Source organism: Oscillatoria nigro-viridis PCC 7112 (genome assembly GCF_000317475.1).
Lineage (GTDB): Bacteria > Cyanobacteriota > Cyanobacteriia > Cyanobacteriales > Microcoleaceae > Microcoleus > Microcoleus nigroviridis.
Window position 1 is genome coordinate 4,440,946 of sequence record NC_019729.1, and the last position, 23,522, is coordinate 4,464,467.

Here is a 23,522-nt window from a genome sequence, read left to right on the forward strand (position 1 = left end):
CGATCGCCCTCAACCAAACCTACAATTACTACAAGGTAGAAGTGCCACTTAAATCGCTACTTGTTGGTAGCTGAAGGGGACTCGGATTCGCATTGAGTAAGAGGTCAGCTTCCTTACCAGAAGTATTAGCAGTGGGGGCGATCGCACTACCAACACTCGCGGCTTGCAAAGGAAGAATTGGCTGAGTTTGAGCGCTGGTTAGAGATGTTAACAAGCTGTTAGAGTCGTAGATCAGAATGTCATCATCGATGCCACTAAAGCTATTCATCGTTGGAATTGAACCGCCATTCAGCAAGATGTCATCGGTAGTAGTTGTCACAGAAGTTACTGTCAAACTACCTGGATTAGTAGCTGTTGTTAGCAGTGGGAAACTTATGGCTGCTGGTGCAGTAGTCGTGCTGTTTGACTGGCTAATTGATGCAGTAGTCGTGCTGTTTGGCTGGCTAATTGATGCAGTAGTCGTGCTGTTTGGCTGACTAATTGATGCAGTAGTCGTGCTGTTTGGCTGGCTAATTGATGCAGTAGTCGTGCTGTTTGGCTGACTCATTACTGTTGCAGTCGTGTTTGATAAGCCAGCGGTAGAACTGTTATCAATCAACTCATCATCCTCACTATCAACAGGTTCGCCAGTTAAAGAATCGACAGGCGAGGGAGTATTGAAAACTCCAGGCAGCGGGTCTCCGGGGGTGATGGAAATAAACCGAGAACTGTCAATTGTATTGACTTGAGTATCTTTCACCCAAGCTAAGTGTTCGCCAGTACCTGCGATGCTAATCAAAGCATCGTTAGTATAATTCTCGCCGCCTTGAACGATTTGCAGTTGGTCAAAAGTGAGGTCTTGTGCGAGTCCGAAGTAATCGCGATCGGCTTGGAAGTAGAAAATGTTATCAAGTCCCGAACTTGGTGATAGCACAAATATGTCGGAACTGCTGCCTCCAATCAGCGAATCTTGACCGTTTCCACCCTTGAGCACGTTGTTACCTTCGCCGCCGTAGAGACTGTCATCGCCGTCGTTGCCGTTCAGGCTGTCATTCCCACTGTCACCGTTTAAGAAGTCGTTGCCATTTCCGCCATCGAGGGTATCGTTGCTGCTGCCGCCGTCGAGACTGTCGTCGCCTTCGTTGCCCAAGAGGTTGTCGCTGCCAGCTTCCCCGGTTAGCAAGTCGTTGCCGCAACCGCCGTCGAGGGTGTCGTTACCGGCACCTCCCAGCATGGTGTCATCATCGCATTCACCAAACATCAAGTCGTCGCCGTTGCCTCCGCCCATCAAGTCGTTGCCGCTGCCGCCTGCGAGTGTGTCGTCGCCGGAATCGCCTGTGAGGATGTCGTCGCCGGAGTCGCCGACAACCAAGTCGTTACTCGCGCCGCCGTCCATCAGGTCAATTTCGTCGCCACCGTAGAGGGTGTCTTCGCCGACTTCGCCCAACATCGTGTCTTGCCCTTCACTGCCAAACATCAAGTCGTTGCCGGCGCCTCCGAAGAGTTTGTCGTCGTCGATGCTGCCGTCAATTTTGTCGTTGCCGGCACCTCCTAATAATTGGTCGTTGCCCGTACCGCCGAACAGTTCGTCGTTGCCGGCGCCGCCGTCGATGCTGTCGTAGCCGGAACCGCCGTCGATTTTGTCTTCGCCTGCTTCTCCAAAAATCAGGTCATCGTCTTCGTTGCCCCAAATGTTGTCGTTGCCAGCGCCACCGTAAATCGAGTCGTTGCCGGCCCCGGCCCAAATGTTGTCGTTACCGTCGTTGCCGAGAATCGAGTCTGCCCCGGAACCGCCGTCGATGTTATCCTCTCCGGTTTGTCCGAGGAGGGTGTCGGCTGCATCTCCGCCGTAGATTTGGTCGCTGCCGCGGCCGCCGTCGATGAAATCTCGGTCTTCGCGGCCGTAGAGTTCGTCGTCGCCGTCGTGGCCCCACAGGGTGTCATTTCCGGTTCCGGCATCGAGGAAGTCGTTGTCGTCGTTGCCTTCGAGGCTGTCGTTGCCAGCTTGACCGAAAATGCGATCGCCCCCTTCTCCCCCTGCTAAAGTATCGTTGTTAGCGCCGCCGTCGATGTAGTCGTCGCCGCTGTTGCCGTCGGCGATGTCGTTACCGTCATTTCCGAAAATGCGATCGCGCCCAGCGCCGCCAGTTAAGCTATCATCGTCTGCGCCGCCTTCTAAGTAGTCGTCGCCATTGTTACCGGAGAGAGTATCTTTGCCGATTTGACCGAAAAGTCGATCGGCCCCTTCGCCACCATCAAGGCTGTCATTGCCCGATTCGCCCCGCAGTTGGTCATCTCCGGTTTGTCCTAACAGCGTATCCTCGTTATCGCCACCCCACAGTTGGTCGTCATCGGCATTGCCTTCTAACAAGTCGTTGCCTTGGCGGCCGTATAATTTGTCACGGCCGTCATTGCCGGAGAGAGTATCGTTTTCGGTGCCGCCGTCCACGAAATCGTCCTCTGTTCCGCCAGCTAGGGTATCATCGCCACCTTCCCCGTAGAGACTGTCGCTATTTTCGCCGCCGTCGAGTTGGTCGTTGCCGAAACCGCCGAACAGGGTATCAGTACCGGATTCTCCCAGCAAGTTGTCAGCGTCGTCTCCTCCCCAAAGGGTGTCGCTATCGTCGCCACCGAACAGGGTGTCGAGGCCGGATTGACCGTAAATTCGATCGCGCCCTTGATTCCCCTCAAGCAAATCATTGCCGGAACCGCCGTCAACAATGTCATCGCCACTGTTGCCGATAACCGTGTCATTACCGACTTGTCCGAACAGACTGTCGTTATTATCACCACCGTCGAGAATGTCGTTACCGTCACCGCCTTCGAGGGTATCGTTTTCAGTACCGCCATTGAGAGTATCGTTGCCGAGTTCCCCAAAAAGTCGGTCTGTTCCTGAGTTGCCTTCGAGGATGTCATCGCCACCGAAGCCGTAGAGAGTGTCGCTGTCAGCTTGACCGAGAAGGGTGAGGCGCTGAAATAGATTTCTTAGACAGGTATTGACATTCTTCCCGGATTGGGTAACTATTGAGTTGTAGTATTAGAGGTAAGCAACTTTGGAGACTCAATCAGACGTGACACTCTCAATCGGGGAAGCGGCTAAGGAGCTTGGTATTTCGACAAAGACGCTGAGACGCTGGACTGATGCAGGCAAGATTAAGTTTGAGCGCTCTCCCACGGGACAGAGACGCTTCTACCTTACCGATATCAAGCGAATTACTCCCAGAGACTTAAACCAGGCAGACGATCGAATCACTATCAACTATGCCAGAGTTTCTAGTCATGACCAAAAAGAAGATTTAAAGCGTCAAGCTGCTGTTTTGGAATCGTTTAGCGCTGCCAATGGCTGGCAATTTGAAACAATTCAAGACTTAGGCTCTGGACTTAATTACAAGAAAAAAGGACTGACAAAACTACTCAAACGAATCATGTCCGGTGAGGTTGGCAGACTTGTTGTTACTCACAAAGACAGGCTTCTAAGGTTTGGTTCCGAGTTAGTTTTCGCAATGTGTGAGGAATTTGAATGCGAGGTAGTAATAGTCAATAAATCGCCGGATGAATTGAGTTTTGAACAGGAATTAGTTCAAGATATGATTGAATTAATTCAGGTTTTTAGCGCTAGACTTTATGGCGCTAGAAGTCACAAAAACAAAAAACTGATTGATGGTATAGCTAAAGCAGTGGAGGACGTAAAATAATGCTACTCAGTTTCAAGACGGAATTAAAACCTAACAATAGACAGGTGACTCTATTCCGTCAACACTGTGGAGTAGCCAGACACGCTTACAATTTTGGCAATGCTATTATTCAGGAAGCTTTACAACTTAGAGAGGCTGATAAAACAATCAAAATTCCCTCTGCTATTGACTTGCACAAACGTCTAGTCGCTGAGATTAAACCAGCTAATCCCTGGTATTATCAAAGCTCCAAAGCAAGTCCACAACAGGCTCTGGCAGAGGTAAGGACGGCATGGGATAGATGCTTCAAAAAAGTCTCTAAACAGCCTAGATTCAAGAAGAAAGGCAAGTCTAAAGACAGTTTTTATCTTGAGCAAGGCACTAAAGCAAAACCTGGTATCAGCAATGATGGTAAGCGAGTTAAACTCCCTAAAATTGGTTGGGTGCGATTGCACGAACCTCTCCCCATTACGGCTACTCATAATTGCGTAATTAGTCGCACTGCCGACAAATGGTTCATAGCCATCAAGTATGAGATTGAACAGCCACCAATACCTCTAAATCGCCCCTCTATTGGTGTTGATATTGGTATTAAGGAATTAGCTGTCACCAGTGACGGAAAGGTTTTTGCTAACCCCAAAGCTTACCGCAAAATGAGTAAGAAAATGAAGCGATTGCAGCGCTCTGTTAGTCGCAAAGTTAAAGGCTCAAAGAACAGAACTAAGGCAGTTAGAAAGCTGGCAAAACTGCATTCTAGAATTTCATTCATCCGCAAAGATGCTATTCATAAACTCACCAATCATCTCGCTAAAAACCACAGCGTGATTAAAATTGAGAATTTGAACGTCAAAGCATTTTTGAAAAATCACAAATTGGCGGGTGCGATTGCCGATTGTGGAATGTACGAATTTAAGCGACAACTTGAATATAAAACTGAGAAATTTTCTAGTCAGTTGATTTTAGTTGACCGCTTCTTTCCTAGTTCTCAAATCTGTTCAAATTGTAGGAATCACCGCCACAAAATGCCATTAAAGAATCGAGTCTATGTATGTCCTGATTGCGGTCATACAGAGGACAGAGACTTGAACGCAGCTAAAAACATTGAGCGATGGTTTGAAGGAATTCACATTCCGATTCGCTCAGATTAAGTAAGTCAAACGGTAAGCTCTACCGAGATTGCCTGTGGAGTAGGCAAACCCTCAGAAGTCATTCTGAGACTACGCTGAAACAGGAAGTAAACACTAAAGTCCAAAACTTTCGAGCAATGGGTAGCTTTGGGTAAGTTTTATAGAGCGGTATCGTTGCCGTCGCCTGCTAAGAGTGAGTCGTCGCCGAAACCGCCTTGCAATAAGTCGTTGCCAGCTTGACCGAACAGGGTATCTTTGCCGTCGCCGCCGTAGAGGGAATCGTTGCCTTCTGCTGCATCGAGGATGTCATTGCCAGATTCCCCAAACAAGTTGTCATCGCCGGCTTTGGCTGATAAAGTGTCATCGCCTTGACCTCCCCACAGATAGTCATTGTCACTTCCGGCATCTAAAATGTCTTTGCCGTCGTCGCCGTAGAGGGAATCGTTGCCTTCGCCAGCATCGAGGATGTCATCGCCGTTTTCGCCGTAGAGGTAGTCGTCGCCAGCTTGGGCTGATAAAGTGTCGTCGTCTTGACCACCCCAGAGATAATCGTTGCCTGCGCCAGCATTGAGAAAGTCTTTGCCACTATCGCCGTAAAGGGAATCGTTGCCTGCGGCTGCATCGAGGCTGTCGTTACCGCCTTCGCCAAACAGGTAGTCATCGCCAGCTTGGGCTGATAAAGTATCGTCGTCTTGACCACCCCAGAGATAGTCGTTGTCAATTCCGGCATCGAGGAAGTCTTTGCCGTCGCCGCCGTAGAGACTGTCGTTTCCTTCTGCTGCGTTGAGTGAGTCGTTGCCCGCTTCGCCAAACAGTTTGTCGTCGCCTGCTTTGGCATATAAAGTGTCATCGTCTTGACCACCCCAAAGTTGGTCGTTGCCAATTCCGGCATCGAGAATGTCTTTGCCGTCGCCACCGTAAAGTTGGTCGTTGCCTTCGGCTGCATCGAGGGTGTCGTCGCCCGCTTCGCCAAACAGGTTGTCGTCGCCTTCTTTGCCGAGGAGGATGTCGGCATCGTCGCCGCCGTAAAGTTGGTCGTTGCCGAGGCCGGCATTTAGGGTGTCTTTGCCGGTACCGCCGTAGAGGTAGTCGTTGCCAGTTCCGGCGTCTAGGGTGTCGTCGCCTGCATCGCCTGCGAGAGTGTCGTTGCCGGCTTCGCCGATGAGGGTGTCTTGGTCGTCGCCGCCGGAGAGTTCGTCGTCGCCGGTGCCGCCGTAGATGAGGTCGGTGTCTCCTTCTCCGTAGAGTTTGTCGTTTTCGCCTTCGCCGTAGATGGTGTCTTTGTCTTCGCCGCCGTAGATAAAATCGTCGCCAGCGCCACCGTAGAGTAAGTCTTTGCCTGTTTCGCCAAAAATTGTGTCGTTGCCGTAGCCGGCGTCTCCGGCAACGGTGTCGTCATCGCTACCGGCGTAGATTAAGTCGTCGGCATCGCCACCTCGGATGTAGTCTTGACCGGCTTCACCGTATAGGGTGTCTCGGTCTTGGTTGCCGTAGATGCTGTCGCCACCTTCGCCGCCGTAGATTAGGTCGTTGCCGAATTCGCCGTAGAGTTTGTCGTTGCCACCGAGTCCGTAAATGCGATCGTCCCCAGCATCGCCAGTGATAACGTTAACGGTATCGTCGCCGGTAATATTATCGTCATGCCGAGAACCGGCGACGTTTTCAATGCCAGTAATTTTGTCTTGGTCGCCCCAGCCGTCAATAGCATCGCCTGTTTGTAAATTGACACTAACGCCATTCGGGTCGCGGCGGTAGCTGAGAACGTCGATACCTTCTCCCCCGTAAAATGAGTCATTGCCGGCATTGCCAATTAATAAATCGTTGCCTTCTAATGCCCAAATTCGGTTATCTTTTTCGTTGCCAATTAAGATGTCTTCAAAGCGAGTACCGATGATATCTTCTAAGTTTCTCAAAGCATCGGTAGTGCCAAAACCGTCTTTACCGGTACCGGCCGCAATTTCAAAATCCCGTTCGAGTTCCGTGTAGTATTCGCTGGGATTAACTGCAGTGACGAATTCTTTGAAACGTTGGTTGGTGTTGTTGTCGTAGTCGCTATTTTCGTCAATATTAACGATAACGCCCCTGGGGGAATTTCTGTAATTAACGAGATCGACTCCTTCTCCCCCATCTATTAAATCATCGCCGATTTCTCCGATTAACGAGTCATTGCCAGTACCGCCAAATAATTCGTCGTTGCCAGCGTTGCCGTTGAGAGTGTCATCGCCCGCTTGGCCTAGAAGTACGTCGTCATCGAAGCCGCCAAACAGGGTATCTTTGCCGTCGCCACCATCGATGTAGTCTTGACCTTGACTGCCGAAAAGATTGTCTTCGCCAGCTTGTCCGTAAATATCATCGTCGTCGGCCCCGCCATCAATAATGTCTTGGCCGTCGCCACCTTCCAGCCAGTCATTATTTTCGTTCCCTTGAATGACATCGTTGCCGGCTTGTCCGTAAATTCTGTCATCTCCGGTATTGCCCAGAAGCGAGTCTTGGCCGCTGCCGCCATCGATGAAGTCGTCGTCGGCGTTGCCTTCTACCGTGTCGCTGCCATCTTGTCCGTAGAGGATGTCGTTGCCTTCATTGCCTTGGATGAAGTCGCGGCCGCTGCCACCTTCGGCGTAATCTTCGCCTTCGTTGCCTTGGATGATGTCGTTGTCGGCGCGGCCGTAGAGTTTGTCATCGCCGCTGCCTCCGATGAGGATATCGTTTTGGCTGCCACCGTCGAGGATGTCGTCGCCATCTTCACCGAAAAGTTGGTCGCTACCTGCTTCGCCGTAGAGTAAGTCGGCATTTAATCCACCGTAAAGTTGGTCTTGGTCTTCGCCACCGTATAAAGTGTCGTTTCCGGCTTCTCCTTTTAGTAAATCATCGCCTTGTTCGCCTCGCAAGTCGTCATTTCCAGTGCCCCCATTGAGGGTATCTTTGCCAGTTCCGCCGTAAAGAGAATCGTTGTTTTCTTCTCCTTTTAAGTCATCGTCTCCTTCTTCGCCGTAGAGTTTGTCTTCACCTTGACCGCCGTACAAGGAATCATTTTCGGTTCCGCCATAGAGAGAGTCGTTGCCATTTTCTCCTCGGAGGTCATCGGCACCTTGTTCGCCGCGAAGTTCGTCTTCACCATCGCCACCGTAGAGACTGTCGTTATCTTGACCGCCGTAGAGAGAGTCGTTGCCGTTTTCTCCTCTTAAATCGTCACTGCCTTCATCACCTCGGAGGTCGTCATTATCATCGCCACCGTAAGCTGTATCATTACCAGTGCCACCGTAGAATTTATCATTGTTAGAACCGCCCTCACCGTAGTCATTGCCATCGCCACCGTAAAGGAGGTCTTCGCCATTCTCACCATAGAGACTATCATTGTCAGCCTCACCATAAGCAGTATCATTTCCACTAGCACCATAGAATTTATCGTCTCCTGATGCACCTTCAAAGTAGTCATTTCCTGAATCGGTTAAGGCACCAATTAATCCATCATCATCATAGGTGTCATTACCCGCACCACCATAGAATTTATCATTGTTAGAACCACCCTCACCGTAGTCATTGCCATCGCCACCGTAAAGGAGGTCTTCGCCATTCTCACCATAGAGACTGTCATTGTCAGCTTCACCATAGGCAGTATCATTTCCGCTAGCACCATAGAATTTGTCGTCTCCTGATGCACCTTCAAAGTAGTCATTTCCAGAGGGTAAAATACCAATTAATCCATCATCGTCATAGGTATCATTGCCTGAGCTACCATAGAACGTATCATCTCCCAAACCTCCTTCTCCATAATCATTCCCATCACCTGCCTGAATTTCATCACCAAACAGATCGCCTTTTAGCGTATCATTGCCTGCGCCACCGACTATGAGATAACCAGACAAGGGAACCAAATGCGGGAGCGGTTTCACACTGAATCTGTCACGATTGTCGTCTCCAGGAGTACCGTAAATCACTTGCAGATCGCCACGTTTATAAGACAAGAAAGGATCGGAGGCGATATTATAGAGATAAGATATTCCTCCAGCAGCACCAAGTTTTGCTATTCCAGCCAAATTTTTTGCATTATCTGCGCCATCACCACGAATTCCTCCTGTAACACTCACATTCGACGATTTTAAATCATCATCATGAAAGTTAGAGGAGTTATAATTGTTATAAGACTTTCCATCATTACCAGTAAAATTCATGACTATTAACCGATAATCTGGGTACTTAGGGTTTACTGTCCCGTGCTGTAAATTATAAGGATTGAGCAAAGGTTCAAATATTGTTTGGTTAAGAACTTGAGCAGCAAGATTGTCCGATTTAAAGCCAAAACCATCAAACATAGGTTTGACTTTCATTTCTTTAATGTATCTATTCTGCATCAATCCCCCAGACCCAATATCATCAACCTGAAATGTTATAGATGTTATCTGAAATGGGGTTGTTCCGAAAATGAAAGAACGGTCATTATGATCGTCACTGAAAATATCAGTGCCATATTGAGAAACAATAAGTTTAAAATCTCGATCTTCCAAGAAATCTAGCCCACTACCACTCGTTATCCTAACCTCTGGATCGCCATTGCTAATATATTCTTCGGCTGTATATTTATATTCGCCGGGTTGAATGTCGGAAGCTTTAAAAAAATCGGAAACAGCACCAAATAATGATGGATAAGCATAGCGCCCTGCACCATTATTCATGTAATGATTCATATCATAAGCGATACTTGGTTGAGGATTTTCGTCAATATGTGGGTTGTAGTTTGGTGATGATGGATTATTTGTTCCGAATGCTAAAAGCTTAGTGATTTCGATAGGATCGTATACTGTGCCGGATTTCTCTCCTTGGAGCAAACTCCCGCCCAAATTCAATAAAACAGAATCATTCTCTTGCTTCAAATCCTGAATATGACCAACACTCAAATCAATCTCTTGTACAATATTAGAAAAGAACTCCCCTTCATCCCCAGGAGTATCAGAAGTATTAATACTCCAATCTACCGAATGACCAATCTCTTCCAATAAAACACTGGTAATTCCTTGAAGATTATCAGTATTTTGGGTCAGAAAGTTTTCGGAAACATAAATGGTGTTATTTGAACCCGCATAAGCAGCATTAGCCCCTTTGACTTCAGAACCAGTGCGAATTTCGATCGCAGGCAAAGATGCAAAATCGCTATTAATCCACTGCTGGCGGATTTCTTCTAACTTACCAGCATCAAAATTTGTGCCGAAAATACTTTGAACTTTGGCAACAAAATCATCACCCTTGGCAAAATTATTTAAAATGCTGTAAACATTTTGCAGAGAAGTTTCGATCGCGGTTGTGAAAGAGTTGTTAGAAGTAGCCATGATTTTATCCTCGCGTGGTAGATACAATGTGTTCTGAAAATTGACAAAGCGACTCTATCGACAAGCCCGATCGCACTTCTGCACTTCTGCACTTCTGCACTCTCTAGCTGTCGTAGATCCGTCATTTACCCAAACTGAAGCCTCGCGAAATGCGTGAAGCAAAGCTATCCCGTAGGGAATCGCACTTCAACTCTGTTGTCGCAATTACTGACTCAAATCGACTCAATAAATGCAACCGTGGAAATAGACTAAACCAACATCGGAAGAAGCCCTTTCCAATATCCGTTGGGATGTTGGTTCGGATTTCGATCGGGAAGTTACGCGCGATGCGACTTTTGAATAAATCTCAACAAGTGCGATCGAACTTCGTAATTTCCCTTCTGTATATCTATCAGGGTGAGCTCAGTATTTTTATGCAAAACTCTCAAGTTTTTTTTGATAAAGTTTTGCAAATACTGGTGAAAGTACGGAACAACCGGTGTTTTCGGGATTTAAGGGCGATCGAATCACGCGCTGCCCCACAATCCGGCGGGGAATGAATTCCCCGCCTCATAGCCAAAGTCCTCTCCAAGAGGACTGGTAAATTCTTCAGTCGGCGACCGACGACTTTCGCTTTGAGGCAGGGGTTTCAACCCCTGCTGCGGAATTGCGAGATAGCCCGATTGCCCGATCGATCTGGTTGTTAACATCAAAGATCGATCGCCCCTCAAGCCTTTTTGTTCTTCCTATTTACTTATCGGGGTGAGCTCAGTAGTTTTATGCAGAACTCTCAAGTTTTTTTGATAAAGTTTGGCAAACACTGGTGAAAGTACGGAAGAACGGTTGTTTTGGGGATTTAAGGGCGATCGGTGTTACGCACGGGTGGTCAGAAACCGGGTTTTTCGCCCAGAAGACGCGTTACAAACCTGCATAAATCGCAAAAACCCGGTTTCTTTGGTTTTGATGCGTCTTAACAAAAATTCACATCTAATTGAACGGCCCAATCCACCGCACAGCAAGACTTTCAACCATCCGCTGAAAAAAACTTTCAGAATTTCGCATAAATTCCTCCAACTTACCCTGATAAGTAAATGTAGGAACAAAGTTGCGGCCGCACTGAACTATGAATGATGAGTATAACCCCTCCGAGGGGGAAGACCACCCATCCGATCGACAACTGCTATATCAAGAGTTCGACAGCCTTGTCACCCAAATTTGTCAGGAAACCTCGAACCCTTGGAAACGAAGACGTTTGGTGAATCAGCTTGTGATTAAAATCACAAACTCCGGTCTGATCTGGAAGAATAAGGATAACGTACCTTACTATGAAGACGCTTTGCAAGAACAGTGGGAGTTTTTCTATAGCAATTTGTGCGAATCCCGCACTGGCACTCAGTACGATCGCGATCGCGGCAGTGTCATAACTTGGTTCAATAATTATTTCAAGTGGCGGCTGCTAAATTGGGCTTCCAGAGTAGATAGAGAAAATCAGAGGAGATGCGATCTAGAACAATTTTCAGAAGACGGAACACCGATCGATCGAATCGAAATTTTGCCCGCTGAGGATGAAAGCCATATTCTCGAATGTATTCAATACTTTGAAGAAGTCAAAATCTGGATCGAGACTAACCCTAATGGGGTGTTAAGCGACCACATTCGAGGACGAAAAGATCTAACTTGTCAAGTTATATTGAGAAGTTTGTCATCTGGTAAAAATTTTATGACAATAGCAGCAGAGTTTGCCTGTCCTTATCCTACAATTCACGGCTTTTACAAAAAGAAATGCCGCCCTCGTTTGGTCGAATTTCGCGAAAATCATGACTATTAATTATACAAGGAGTTAAAGTAGGAAAATGAACAATACTACTGCCGGAACCCAATCATTGCCAATGCCAATTACCCAAAAGGCAATTCGTCTAGCATGGCAATTTGCTTCGGAACAGCGTCATCCGCAAAGAGTAGAACAGATTTATCTCAACACTTTAGCTTTGCTCGCCGTTCGGGATTACTTAACAATCTTGGATATTGAAACTGAATTGACTCAATGCGATAGCTGGAATCCAGTAATTAGGATGTTTGAGGATGTGGCAGATTTGTATATTAAAGGGTTGGGAAAAATTGAGTGTCGTCCAATTAGGAGCCTACATCAAAATGGAGAAAATTGCAAGGAAAATTCCTCTGCAAATTTACCGGAAATGTGCCATATTCCTATCGAAGCTAGGGAGGCACGCATTGGTTATATTGTAGTAGAAATTGATCCGGATGAAAAGGAAGCAATCTTGCTGGGATTTTCCCCAACTGCGGAGACGGGCGAATTAGTATTGAGCGATTTAAATTCCCTGGATGACTTCTTGATTCACCTCGAACATTTGTCGGAATCTCTAGAAAATTTATCTGAATCTAACGTCAATCTGCGTCAGTGGTTGGAGAATATTTTTACATCAGATTGGGAGTCGGTTGAATCGATATTTTATCCACAGCCGGAGACTTCCCCGGTGAAAATAGAAAATCCGGTTAAATCTAATTTAGGCAATTGGTTTAAGAATGTTGCAGAAACAGGTTGGCAGAAAATTGAGCAAGGTAAAAAAAGTTTAGAAGACCTACTTTTTCCTGACGAAAACCCCAATTTTGCCTTCCGAGCAGGTGGAAATTCGAGAGCCGAATCTGCCTTGCAGGGCAGTCAAAGCAGCATCAATAGGTTTCCCGAAGCTGATGTGACTCGGGCTAAATTGATTGACTTGGGCATGGGTTTGGGAAGGACGAGCGTTGCTTTGTTGGTGGCTATTGCCGAAGAGAGCGATCGACGAATCAAAGTTCGCATTCAGTTGCGCCCCGCCGTTAATCAAAAGTTTCTGCCGCCAGAACTCAAATTAGCGCTGCTGTCGGATACTGGGGAAACTTTACAGCAGGCAGAATCAACGGCTCAAAGTAGTATTATCGAAATGAAGGATTTTAAAGTTTTACCACAAACTAACTTTAGTGTCAGAGTGGCGATCGACAATTTGAGCATACAGGAAAATTTTGTTGTATAATCTCAATCAAATGTACTCATCGCTAATTTATGCTCAGGGTAGTTAACTTAGACTTTGGATTGGGAAACTTAATCGAAGGATTTCCCTATGTCACAGCCAGGTTAGATATTCAAAAATCAAACAGGAAATTTCAAAGTAGCTTAGGGCCTGCTCCTAGAGTTAAAGAGCTTTATGAAAAACGGAAATTTATTTATGAGATGCTTTACTCTGGTAGAGCCGAACCTCGCATCGAAATTGTTGAATCCGGGGTCAACAATTTCTCAGATGCCACTCTAGCGGATATCGATGGAGGTTTAAAAGAAAATTTTAATCAGTGGCTCAGTAGTAGCGAATTTTTCAATAAAATAGAAAAAACGCTCAGAACAGAATTACATCCCTCCGATCGGATTCAGATATTTATTGAAAGCGATAATCTTGATATATTGCTGCTGCCTTGGGAGTCGTGGCAATTCTACGAAGATTTCCCTTACTGTGAAACAATTGGGAGTACATTAGAATATCCAAACGCAGCTCCTAAAGCTGTCACAGGAGGATTGCTCAGAACATCTCAACTCAGAATTTTAGGTGTTTTGGGAAATAGTAGGGGTATCAATGTTAAAAAAGATGAAAAACAACTTAGACGACAACTGGGCGATCGCTGCTATATCAAATTTCTTGACGAGCCGGAACCAGAAGAATTAAATAACAATCTTGTAGATGAAAAAGGCTGGCAAATTTTATTTTTTGCCGGACACAGTGACAGCGATGATAATGCACAAAATGGGCGACTGTATATCAATCAAAAACCTTACCACAATACTATCACAATAGCCGACTTAAAAGAATGCCTAAAAAAAGCTATTGACCGAGGGTTGCACTTGTTAATTTTTAATTCTTGTAAGAGTTTAGCATTAGCACGAGATTTAGCGGCTGAAGGTGTTTCTTTGCCACCAATGATTGTGATGCGGGAGCCAGTACCAGACAAAGTAGCTCATGAGTTTTTAAAGTTTTTTTTGAAATATTTGATTGAAGGAGAAATATTGTTTGTCGCAGTGCGTAAAGCTAAGGATGAACTGAAAAGGTTTGAGAAATCTTCTGGATTTCCGGCTGGTGCGAGTGGGATTCCGATGCTTTGTCAGCATCCAAATTTTGAAGCATTTACTGTGCTGGAATTAGAGCGCGATCGCCCTGTTCCGGCAGATGATGCGGCGGGCGATCGCCAAAATAACCAACCCTTAATTATTCCAATTGATTGGATGCAGCGGGCGGCAAAAAGTTTAGGTATTACCGCTATCAGTTATATGTTAATGGGCCCGATACTTGGCCGCGTTGTCAATGAAATAGGAAAAACCAGCCACCATCAGGGTCAACTATTAATCGCGGAAAGATGCTACCAATTAGCAACTTTACTAAATTTAAATTATGCCACGCCTCATTATAACTTAGCTATGTTGTATGATGGCTTGAATGAAAAAGATCGCGCGCAAAAATCAATGAAGGATGCAGCGCGGCGGGGTTCGGCTGAGGCGAATTCTCAATTATCTCGATCGCTGATTCTCAACAATCAACCTCAAGAAGCTTTAAAATTTATTGCTCGCTGTTTAGAACATACTGAATACGACGGAGTAAAAGCCGCTTGTTTTAAAAATCGCGGCTGGGTGCGGTTGGCACAAAAGCAATATGAGGCTGCTGAAGCAGATTTAAGAATAGCAATAGGATTCAGAGGCAATAGCCCTGAAGCTCAATGTCTCTTAGCAGAGGTACTTGAAATCAAAGGTAAGCAGCAAGAAGCCTTAGAAGCCTGGAATCAGGCGCTTAAATATTCTGATTACCGCGTACCGAAACAAGATGAATGTATGCGAATTGCCCAGCAACGTTTACAAGCAAAAGGAAATATCAAGTGAAAATCAGGATTGCAATTTTTATAGCATTAAGCTCGATCGCAACTACCGCACTAGCAGCCAGTAACAGAATATCCAACGGACTGATTATCCATAGTAGCGGGGAAGTTGCGATCGAGCGCCAAAACGGCCGAATTGTCCGCCCTACCAGCGGTACGCCAATTTATCCGGGAGACACACTGCGAACCGCACAAAACGCACAACTGACTATCCAATGTGCAGATTTGGGAATTAAGTCGATCGCACCGGGTGAAAATCAATTGAATAGCTGTTTGTTAGCCAAAGAAGAGTCGAAATCTGATTGCAGCGCCGACTTGATTAAATGTCCCGATCGCGGCGACGGTAAAATTGCTTGGAATAGCGCGCCAATTCCTTATATTATCAGTCCGCGGCGCACGAAATTGCTCGACAGCAAGCCTATTTTGCGGTGGAATCCGGTTGATGGTGCGACTAGCTATAAGTTGAGCCTCCGCGAAAATGGAGCCAAATTAAACTGGGAAATGACTGTTAGCGGTACTGAGGCTGTGTATCCGGGGGAACCGGCGCTGAAACCGGGTGTTAAGTACAGATTAATTGTCGAGGCGAATACGGGTGCTTCTTCTGAAATCCCCGTGGTAGAAGGAGATACAGAGTTTGAGTTGCTGGATGAGAAGCAGGTTCAGGCTGTTAAAGATGCGGTTGGGGCGATCGACAAACAAGTACCTAACGAAAACGCCAAAAAATTAGCAATTTCTAGAGTTTATCTTAACACAAACTTGATTGCCGAAGCAAGAGAAATTTTAGAAACTTTACAAGAAACAGGCGTGGAAACACCGCCCATTTATCGCACGTTGGGCGATTTGTATCTGGAAAAGCTACAACTGGTTCCCCAGGCTGAAGTCTACTATTCCAAGGTGATTAATACGGCAAAACCTGACGATATTGAGGAGTTGACAGCCGCTAGATACGGATTGGGGCAAGTTCATTCAGCGATGAGAAATAATTTGGAAGCTATGAAATATTTGCGAATGGCAAAAGATGGATATACAACTTTGGGAGATTTGCCAATGGCCCAAAAGATTGATAAACAATTGCGGGATTTGCAAAGGAGGGAACAGAGAAAATAGTAACTGGCTGTGACGTTAATTCCGGCAGGGGTTGTGACGTTAATTCCGGCAGGGGTTGTGACGTTAATTCTGGCAGGGCTTGTGACGTTAATTCTGGCAGGATTTGTGACGTTAATTCTAGCAGGATTTGTGACGTTAATTCCGGCAGGGAATGAATTCCCTGCCTCAAAGCAAAAGTCCACTAAAGTGGACTGATATCAAACTTTTTTCTACAGTCTTCTTCAGCGGACTAATACCAAACTTTTTTCTACAGTCCTCTTCAGAGGACTTTCGCTATTAGCCAGGGAATTCATTCCCTGGCGGATTGGCGGACTTTGGGACTGTCAGAGGGCGCTGGTGGGCTTTCGCAATTATCAGAGTGAAATCGATATCATCTACTAACAAAACCATGAAATCAACACACAAAAAACCCCGCTTTTTCCTAACATTCCTCTCCTTCACCGCCTTAACAATGTGGGAATTAGGACTTTTCGCCCCATCCCAAACAGCCACAGCCCAAATTACCCCCGCAACCGACGGCACGAATACTCAAATTACTCCCAGCGGCAACCAATTCAACATCAACGGCGGCCAACAATCCGGCGACGGTGCGAATCTCTTTCACAGTTTCCAACAATTTGGTTTAACTCAAGGGCAAACTGCCAATTTTATATCTAATCCTAATATCCGCAATATTTTAGGGCGAGTTGTCGGCGGCGATGCTTCGTTAATTAACGGATTAATTCAAATAACGGGCGGCAATTCCAATTTATTTTTAATGAATCCGGCGGGGATGGTTTTCGGCACAAATGCCAGTTTGAACGTGCCTGCTGCTTTCACTGCGACTACTGCGACGGGCATCGGTTTTGGCAATAACTGGTTTAGTGCGGCCGGTACTAATAATTATACTCAATTAGTCGGAAATCCTAATAGTTTTGCTTTCACAAATACACAACCGGGAGGAATTATCAATTTAGGCAATTTGGCTGTGGGACAAGGGCAAAGTTTAACTTTATTGGGCGGCACGGTTTTGAGTACGGGACAACTTTCTGCACCGGGAGGAAATATTACTGTTGCGGCGGTTCCCGGCGAGAGTTTAGTCAGAATTAGTCAACCGGGAAATCTGTTGAGTTTGGAGATTCAGCCGCAATCTGTAGCGGGGAGTTTGCCTCAAAATTGGGTGTTGCCAGTTGCATCTTTGCCGCAGTTGTTGGCGGGTGGCGGGGGAAGTGCAACGGGGGTGACAGTCAACGCTGCAGGGCAAGTAGAATTGACGGGTGGTTTGCAGGTAGAGAATGGAGATGTTGTTGCTAAAGAAGTAAGCGCGGGAAGTGCAACGCTGTCAGCTAATCGTAATTTGACATTAGTTGAAAGTCTGTTGCGTACAACTGGCGATTTGAATTTGCTGGCTGACGATACAGTGCGAGTGCGCGATAGTGTGGCAAATCCGTTTGTGGCGAATGCTGGCGGAAATCTCTACATTCAGGGAAATCAAAGTATCGATATTTTGGCGCTGAATCATCTTTCGCAAACGCCGTTTGTTAGCGGTGGAAATCTGACTTTAGTGAGTGATGGCATCATATCTACAGATGCTCATTTTCGCAGTGGCAGTAACACATCGATTGTTGATTTATCTGGTAAACCTGCGAATTTTATTAGTCTGTACGATCCAATATTTACGCAGCCTAATGACTATCTCGTTGGCGAATATACGGGTGCATCTCTCAAGGTAGATACAACTTCTGGTACTGGAAATATTACTATTAACGGGAATATTACAATCACAAGTACCGATCCAGATCCAAAGTTTGCTAATGCTTCTCCCGGTACTGATGAATTTCTTATGCGTAATTTCAGAACGTTAATTTTGCGATCGGGGGGCAATATTCAAGTAGTAGGAAAAATTGATACTTATGTAAGTAATCCCAATAATGTAGGTCCTGTAATTATGCAAGCTACAGGCAACATTCAAACGAAAACGATTAGGGCAGACAATTTTGGGGGTAATGCTGGTTATATATCGTTGACTGCTGGGGGCAACATTTCTACAGGAGCTCTTTCTGCTATAGCTACAGATGTTATTGGTAATGGCGGTAATATTAGTGTGAATGCAGGTGGGAGCATTACTATTGCGGGTAATCTAGCTTCTTTCGCATCCAGTGGATCGGGTGATATTACTCTCACAGCAAAAAACGATATTACTTTAGACTGTGCTTCCCCTAGTTTTTGCATAGAGAGTTTTGCAGGAGGAGTTCCTAATACAGTACCTACTGGCAGTAGTGGTAATGTTACCATCATCAGCGAACAGGGAGCTATTATTTTTCCTCCAAACGGAGTACATATAACCACTGGAAATAGCGCTTTATCCAGCATTCCTGGTTCTGTAACGTTACAGGCAAATGGTAACATTAACGTAGGTTATATAGGTGCAGATAGTCTAGATGAATCTACCGCAGATGGTGCAAATATTAATATTACAAGCGTAAACGGAAATATCCAGCTTGGCGACCTCACTAATACTTCAGACAGCGGTAAGAAGGGCGGTAATATTACTATCTCTACCAGTGGAAATATTATAACAGCTAACGTATTAAACTATGGTAAATTGCAAGGCGGTAGCGTTAATTTTACTAGCACGAAGGGCAGCATCACTACAGGAAAAATAAATGCAACCAGCTCTCAGGACTCAGGAAATGATACAATTTTTCTACCGGAAAATGGTGGATCAATTACTTTGAGTGCCGATCGCAATATTACAACTGGCAATCTCAACGTAACGGCGAATCAAAACGGCGGCCCGATCGCACTTACGAGCACTGCCGGTTCCATAAATACCGGAACGATCGATGTCAGGGGCGATCGCACTGCTGGAAATATTACCATTCAAGCCAGCACGGGCATCACAACACCGACAACAGGAACCGCGATCGCGGGTGATTCTGCTAAGGGCAATGGCAGCAATGTTACTTTATCTACTGCCAGCGGTGACATTAATATAGGCGATGTATTAGTATCGGGAATACAGGGTGGAAGTCTTAAATTTACTAATAGCAACGGCAATATTACTACAGGTCAGTTATTGACAAGTTATGACGGTTCATCTCCCGATTTTAAAACTAATATAGGCGGCAATGTTAATCTAAATGCTGGGGGAAATATTACTACCAGCGACATCCGGGCGATCGGCAATCAAGACGGCGGCTCAATCACGTTTAAAAGCGGCGGATCGATCGACACTACCGCCGGAATCATAAATGCGATCGGCGGTAACAGCGGCGGCAATATTTCCCTCGAAGCCGCAACTAACATCAGTACGGCAGGAATTGGTAGCGCCCTATTATTAAGCGGCTTCAACGCCAATAGCGGGAATCTTCGCATTCAAAGCGGCGGTAATATCGACACAACTGCCGGCCCAATTATTACCGCTGCGGCAAATGGTAAGGGCGGAGATATCACCATAAATGCTCAAGGAACTGTTTCAACCTCGGATATTAATTCCCGCACTTTCGCTCCCAGTATTACTGTGACAGGTGGCAATATTGATGTCAAGGCAAATGACTCTATTACTGCCAGTGGCAAGATCGAAACTAACCGCAATAACATTACTTTTAACGCTCCGGTGACATTAGGTAATAACCTGTCGGTCAAAATTTTAGAGGCTGGCGATATTACTTTTAAATCTACTGTTGACGGGCCTTACAGTCTTACTGTTCAACCCGATGCTGGAAGTGTTGACTTTGGCGATGCTGTTGGCAGCCTCAATCCCCTCAACAGCATCAGTATTCAAGATAATATTCCCAAAAGTTCCGCTGCAATTAACATTACTACTACGAATAATATTAGCGCCCAAAATATTAAGTCAGCGACCGGAATTTCTTTGTATAGTGAGAACGGAGAAATCAGCACAGGCGATCTCGATGCGACTTCCCCTAACAATGGCGGTAATATCATTTTGAGCGCTGGAACTAATATTACTGCGGGCGATATCAATACCTCGTCTGCTGGTAATGGGGGCAGTATCTTGCTCGACGCTACCGGAAGTATTAATGTTGGAAAAGTTGACTCTTCTGCTAAGGGGAATGCGGGCGATGTTATCGCGATTAACCGCAGCACGATCGGCAATATTGTTGTCAGTCAAATTGATGCTCAGAGTCAGGACACAGGTACGGGGGGCAATGTTTCGATTGTGACTGAAAACTTTTTTCGATCGCTCAATTCCTTCAAAGATAGAAACGGCATCAATGCTAGCATTTCTACGGCTGGAAGTCCTGGAGATGCTAACGGCGGTACAATAATTATCCGCCACGGAGGCAAGGGAATCACGCCTTTTATTGTCGGCAATTCCCAGACAAATGGAACGGCGGGTGCACTTACTAGGGGCAATAGTAATCCCATACAAACAATTTTGCCCGATCGCGAATATCGCTATACTCACACACAAGATCCCAATCTCGCGCAAAATCGCGATCGCATTCAAATTATTTCCGTACCGCCGCCAATAGTTGCACCGACACCCGCAGCTACTCCCACGCCCGCAGCTACTCCAACACCAGCAGCTACTCCAACCCCCGCACCCACACCCGCAGCTACTCCAACGCCCGCAGCTACTCCAACACCAGCAGCTACTCCAACGCCCGCACCCACACCCGCAGATACTCCAACGCCCGCACCCACACCTGCAGCGACTCCCACGCCCGCACCCACAACCGCAGATACTCCCGCGCCTTCCCCAACACCGACTGCAGCGCCCGCAAGCACACCCTCACGGCAACTCCCACGGCGTTTACCCGTCGCACCATCCCCAACACCCGAAAGCTCGAGCGCACCAACACCCGAAACTTCGATCGCACCTTTCCCAATTCCTCAAATATTTATCGCACCTGCCCCAACACCCGAAACTTCGATCGCACCTTCGGCAACACCCGATCCGATACCTGATTTTGCGCTCGACTTCCAACTACCTCAATTGCCCGATTCATTCCTACTGCCACCCCGCGCGCGCCCCACACAGCCCTCGACGCCCACAACGCCAAACGCTGCTGCCCGCATAGCTTCTACACCTACCCTTCCCTCGGTTTCCCAAATCACCTCCTCCCTCGCCACTCAACCTGCGATCGCCCCCCAACCTTCAAACGCGCCAACTCCAGCCCCCGCAGCCCCTCTTGCCTCTCTAACCCAGCCTGTAGCTCAAATTCAGCCAGTACCTGCAAGTGCGATCGTACCCGTGCCTGCAAGTGCGATCGTACCCGCGCCTGCAAGCTCGATCGTACCCGCGCCCGCTGTCAGCCCAAGCCAAACTCCCCAACGAGAGTTAGCTTTTTTAATTGGCGATTTATTGGGTGCTGAAACCTCGATCGACCAAAATGCTGAAACGGGAAATACCGAATTAGATTGGAAGCGTAACAACGAAACAATTATCTCCCTAGAACTTCCTTACACCCCGTCAGTTAACACCATTGCCGGAGCCGAAGCAAATAACCCGATCTCCACAGAGACATCTACTGACAATTTAACAGTTTCAGTCGCAGAAACTCCGCCGGAAATAATTGTTCAAACTCCTAGTTTACCGATTGCTAATTCTGAACCCTTTGATGTCAATCTTTCCGATCTTTGGGAGAGAATAGCTGGAATAAATACAGCGCCAGTTCAAGATTCACCCACTATTACTCCAGCGCCCGCACCAATTCCCGCACCAACTCCAGCCCCCGCACCAACTCCAGCCCCCTCACCAACTCCAGCCCCCGCCCCAACTCCCGAACCAACTCCCACTCCCCCTCCGATCGCAGAAAATCCCTTACCCGCAGATATCCCAAATCTTTTTCCCTCAGAAATTAGCCGATCGCTCGTCGAACAAACTTTAGACCAAGGCAATGCTAATGATGCTGTCGCTCTCATTGACCAACTATTTGAACAAGACTACGAAAATTATTATGGGGAAAATTTCACGGATAAAAAAATCAACGTTCAATATCTAAGAGAAACTCTCAAAACAATCAAGGAGGAAACCGGGAAGCAAGCTGTAATTGTTTACGCGATCGTCCGGCTCAAAGAAGTGTCGCTAGTGTTAGTAGTTCCCGACGGGCCTCCTATTCTCAAACAAGCGCCCGTTAACAGCAAAACACTACTAAAAACGGTGAATATTTTTCAGGGCTATTTGGCACAGCCACAAAATTCCCAAGATACAGCATATTTGGAAAACGCGCAGCAACTTTACCAATGGTTGATTTTACCAATATCTAAAGAATTGGAATCGTTAAATATCGATACGCTAATTTTTTCATTCGATGCAGGTTTGCGCCAACTGCCACTATCCGCTTTGCACGACGGCAAGCAATTTCTAGTAGAAAAGTACAGTCTAGGTTCAATTCCCAGTGTCAGTTTGACTAACACAAAGTATCAAAGTTTGAAAAACGCTCAAGTTTTAGCAATGGGTGCTTCAGAGTTTCCACACACTGATAAAGATCCTTTGCCTGCGGTGCCGATCGAATTATCTGCGATCGCCGGTACCAGAAGCGACAGGAAAAATCAAGCGGGATTGAGCAGAAATGAAAGTTTTCTCAATCCTGCTGCCGAATTGCCCTTATGGCGGGGACGGTCTTTTCTCAACGAAAACTTTACCCTAGACAATCTCAGCAAACAGCGACAGCAACAGGCATTTGGAATCGTTCACTTAGCTACTCACGCTAGCTTTCCTCAAGGCGAAAACGGACGCAAGGAAGCTGAGATTGATTTGTGGGATCGCTCTTTGGCGCTCGATGAATTTAGGTCGGCGAAGTGGTACGATCGCCGACAAGTAGAGTTATTAGTGCTGAGTGCCTGCGAAACGGCGATCGGGGATAATACAGCAGAAATGGGATTTGCTGGATTGGCCGTCCGCAGCGGTGTAAAATCAGCTTTGGCGAGTTTGTGGAAAGTTAATGATATCGGCACTTTGGCGTTGATGACCGAGTTTTACGGCAATTTGCGATCGGAAAACATTAAAGCTGAAGCGCTCAGAAAAGCTCAACTGGCAATGATCCGCAAACAAATTGTAGTAAAAGACGGTCAATTGCGGGGAACTCAAGGCGCGATCGACATTAATCAAGCCACACAAGCAGCAAATGCAGATTTATCTCACCCGAACTTTTGGGCAGGATTCACCATAATTGGCAGTCCTTGGTAGGTTATACCATTTTAGATTTTAAATTGTAGATTTGGGAATGACTAATGATGTATGAGTTTAAACCCTGAGCCTACACTTGGATTCTTTTTTTTTAGTGGTGTTAATCGGGCGTTGCACAATTTGAGGATGATGCTTGTGGGGTCGCGTCCCGCCTGCTTTGAAAATAAGCGGACGGGCCGGACGCCCATCCCACAAAACAATCAAAATCATTCCGCAATTATGCAACGCCGTTAATCATCGGAGATTTATTTGATATTTATCCAGACTTCTGTTGACACCA

At 46.5% G+C, this 23,522-nt stretch carries 11 protein-coding genes and 1 pseudogene; 8 read left to right on the plus strand and 4 right to left on the minus strand.

All coding sequences use genetic code 11. The features are described 5' to 3' along the window. Window positions 1–28: 28 nt before the first annotated feature. The gene (locus OSC7112_RS18645) at window positions 29–2,674 is read right to left on the minus strand and encodes a hypothetical protein (RefSeq protein WP_051041525.1); all 2,646 of its coding nucleotides are present in this window, start codon (window positions 2,672–2,674) and stop codon (window positions 29–31) included. 45 nt (window positions 2,675–2,719) lie between these two features. Continuing rightward, window positions 2,720–3,004: pseudogene (locus OSC7112_RS42425) on the minus strand (calcium-binding protein); the annotation flags it as partial. Between the two features lie 28 nt (window positions 3,005–3,032). Between OSC7112_RS42425 and OSC7112_RS18650 the strand changes: the two are divergent. After that, on the plus strand, window positions 3,033–3,674 hold the full coding sequence (locus OSC7112_RS18650) for an IS607 family transposase (RefSeq protein WP_015177359.1): 642 nt from the start codon (window positions 3,033–3,035) through the stop codon (window positions 3,672–3,674). Then, window positions 3,674–4,801, plus strand: coding sequence for an RNA-guided endonuclease InsQ/TnpB family protein (locus OSC7112_RS18655; protein WP_041622580.1), 1,128 nt, complete (start codon window positions 3,674–3,676; stop codon window positions 4,799–4,801). The genes OSC7112_RS18650 and OSC7112_RS18655 overlap by 1 nt, the downstream gene beginning before the upstream one ends. A gap of 137 nt (window positions 4,802–4,938) precedes the next feature. Here the strand turns inward: OSC7112_RS18655 and OSC7112_RS38360 are convergent, their stop codons facing one another. Both OSC7112_RS38360 and OSC7112_RS38365 read right to left on the minus strand, forming a co-directional pair. Beyond that, on the minus strand, window positions 4,939–10,104 hold the full coding sequence (locus OSC7112_RS38360; RefSeq protein WP_015177360.1) for a calcium-binding protein: 5,166 nt from the start codon (window positions 10,102–10,104) through the stop codon (window positions 4,939–4,941). Window positions 10,105–10,610: 506 nt separating this feature from the next. After that, window positions 10,611–10,793, minus strand: coding sequence for a hypothetical protein (locus OSC7112_RS38365; protein ID WP_150111559.1), 183 nt, complete (start codon window positions 10,791–10,793; stop codon window positions 10,611–10,613). 413 nt (window positions 10,794–11,206) lie between these two features. Between OSC7112_RS38365 and OSC7112_RS18670 the strand changes: the two genes are divergently transcribed. The 6 genes from OSC7112_RS18670 (at window position 11,207) to OSC7112_RS39935 (ending at window position 23,242) form a co-directional block, all read left to right on the plus strand. Further along, the gene (locus OSC7112_RS18670) at window positions 11,207–11,911 is read left to right on the plus strand and encodes a hypothetical protein (RefSeq protein ID WP_015177361.1); all 705 of its coding nucleotides are present in this window, start codon (window positions 11,207–11,209) and stop codon (window positions 11,909–11,911) included. Window positions 11,912–11,936: 25 nt separating this feature from the next. Further along, window positions 11,937–13,115 carry a DUF1822 family protein gene (locus OSC7112_RS34625; RefSeq protein WP_015177362.1) on the plus strand — a complete coding sequence of 393 codons (1,179 nt, stop codon included), beginning with the start codon at window positions 11,937–11,939 and terminating at the stop codon, window positions 13,113–13,115. Between the two features lie 29 nt (window positions 13,116–13,144). Then, the gene (locus tag OSC7112_RS34630; RefSeq protein WP_015177363.1) at window positions 13,145–14,998 is read left to right on the plus strand and encodes a CHAT domain-containing tetratricopeptide repeat protein; all 1,854 of its coding nucleotides are present in this window, start codon (window positions 13,145–13,147) and stop codon (window positions 14,996–14,998) included. Continuing rightward, window positions 14,995–16,101, plus strand: a complete 1,107-nt coding sequence (locus OSC7112_RS18685; RefSeq protein ID WP_015177364.1) for a tetratricopeptide repeat protein — start codon at window positions 14,995–14,997, stop codon at window positions 16,099–16,101. The genes OSC7112_RS34630 and OSC7112_RS18685 overlap by 4 nt, the downstream gene beginning before the upstream one ends. Before the next feature lie 9 nt (window positions 16,102–16,110). Next, window positions 16,111–16,296, plus strand: a complete 186-nt coding sequence (locus OSC7112_RS39930) for a hypothetical protein (RefSeq protein WP_041622618.1) — start codon at window positions 16,111–16,113, stop codon at window positions 16,294–16,296. Window positions 16,297–16,489: 193 nt separating this feature from the next. Beyond that, entirely contained in the window at window positions 16,490–23,242 is a 6,753-nt protein-coding gene (locus OSC7112_RS39935) for a CHAT domain-containing protein (protein WP_015177365.1), read from the plus strand. Window positions 23,243–23,522 lie beyond the last annotated feature (280 nt).

Coding starts and splice junctions, on each gene's coding strand:
- OSC7112_RS18655 (WP_041622580.1), top strand. CDS start 3,674: ATGCTACTCAGTTTCAAGACGGAATTAAAACCTAACAATAGACAGGTG.
- OSC7112_RS38360 (WP_015177360.1), bottom strand. CDS start 10,104: ATGGCTACTTCTAACAACTCTTTCACAACCGCGATCGAAACTTCTCTG.
- OSC7112_RS38365 (WP_150111559.1), bottom strand. CDS start 10,793: ATGTTAACAACCAGATCGATCGGGCAATCGGGCTATCTCGCAATTCCG.
- OSC7112_RS18670 (WP_015177361.1), top strand. CDS start 11,207: ATGAATGATGAGTATAACCCCTCCGAGGGGGAAGACCACCCATCCGAT.
- OSC7112_RS34625 (WP_015177362.1), top strand. CDS start 11,937: ATGAACAATACTACTGCCGGAACCCAATCATTGCCAATGCCAATTACC.
- OSC7112_RS34630 (WP_015177363.1), top strand. CDS start 13,145: ATGCTCAGGGTAGTTAACTTAGACTTTGGATTGGGAAACTTAATCGAA.
- OSC7112_RS39935 (WP_015177365.1), top strand. CDS start 16,490: ATGAAATCAACACACAAAAAACCCCGCTTTTTCCTAACATTCCTCTCC.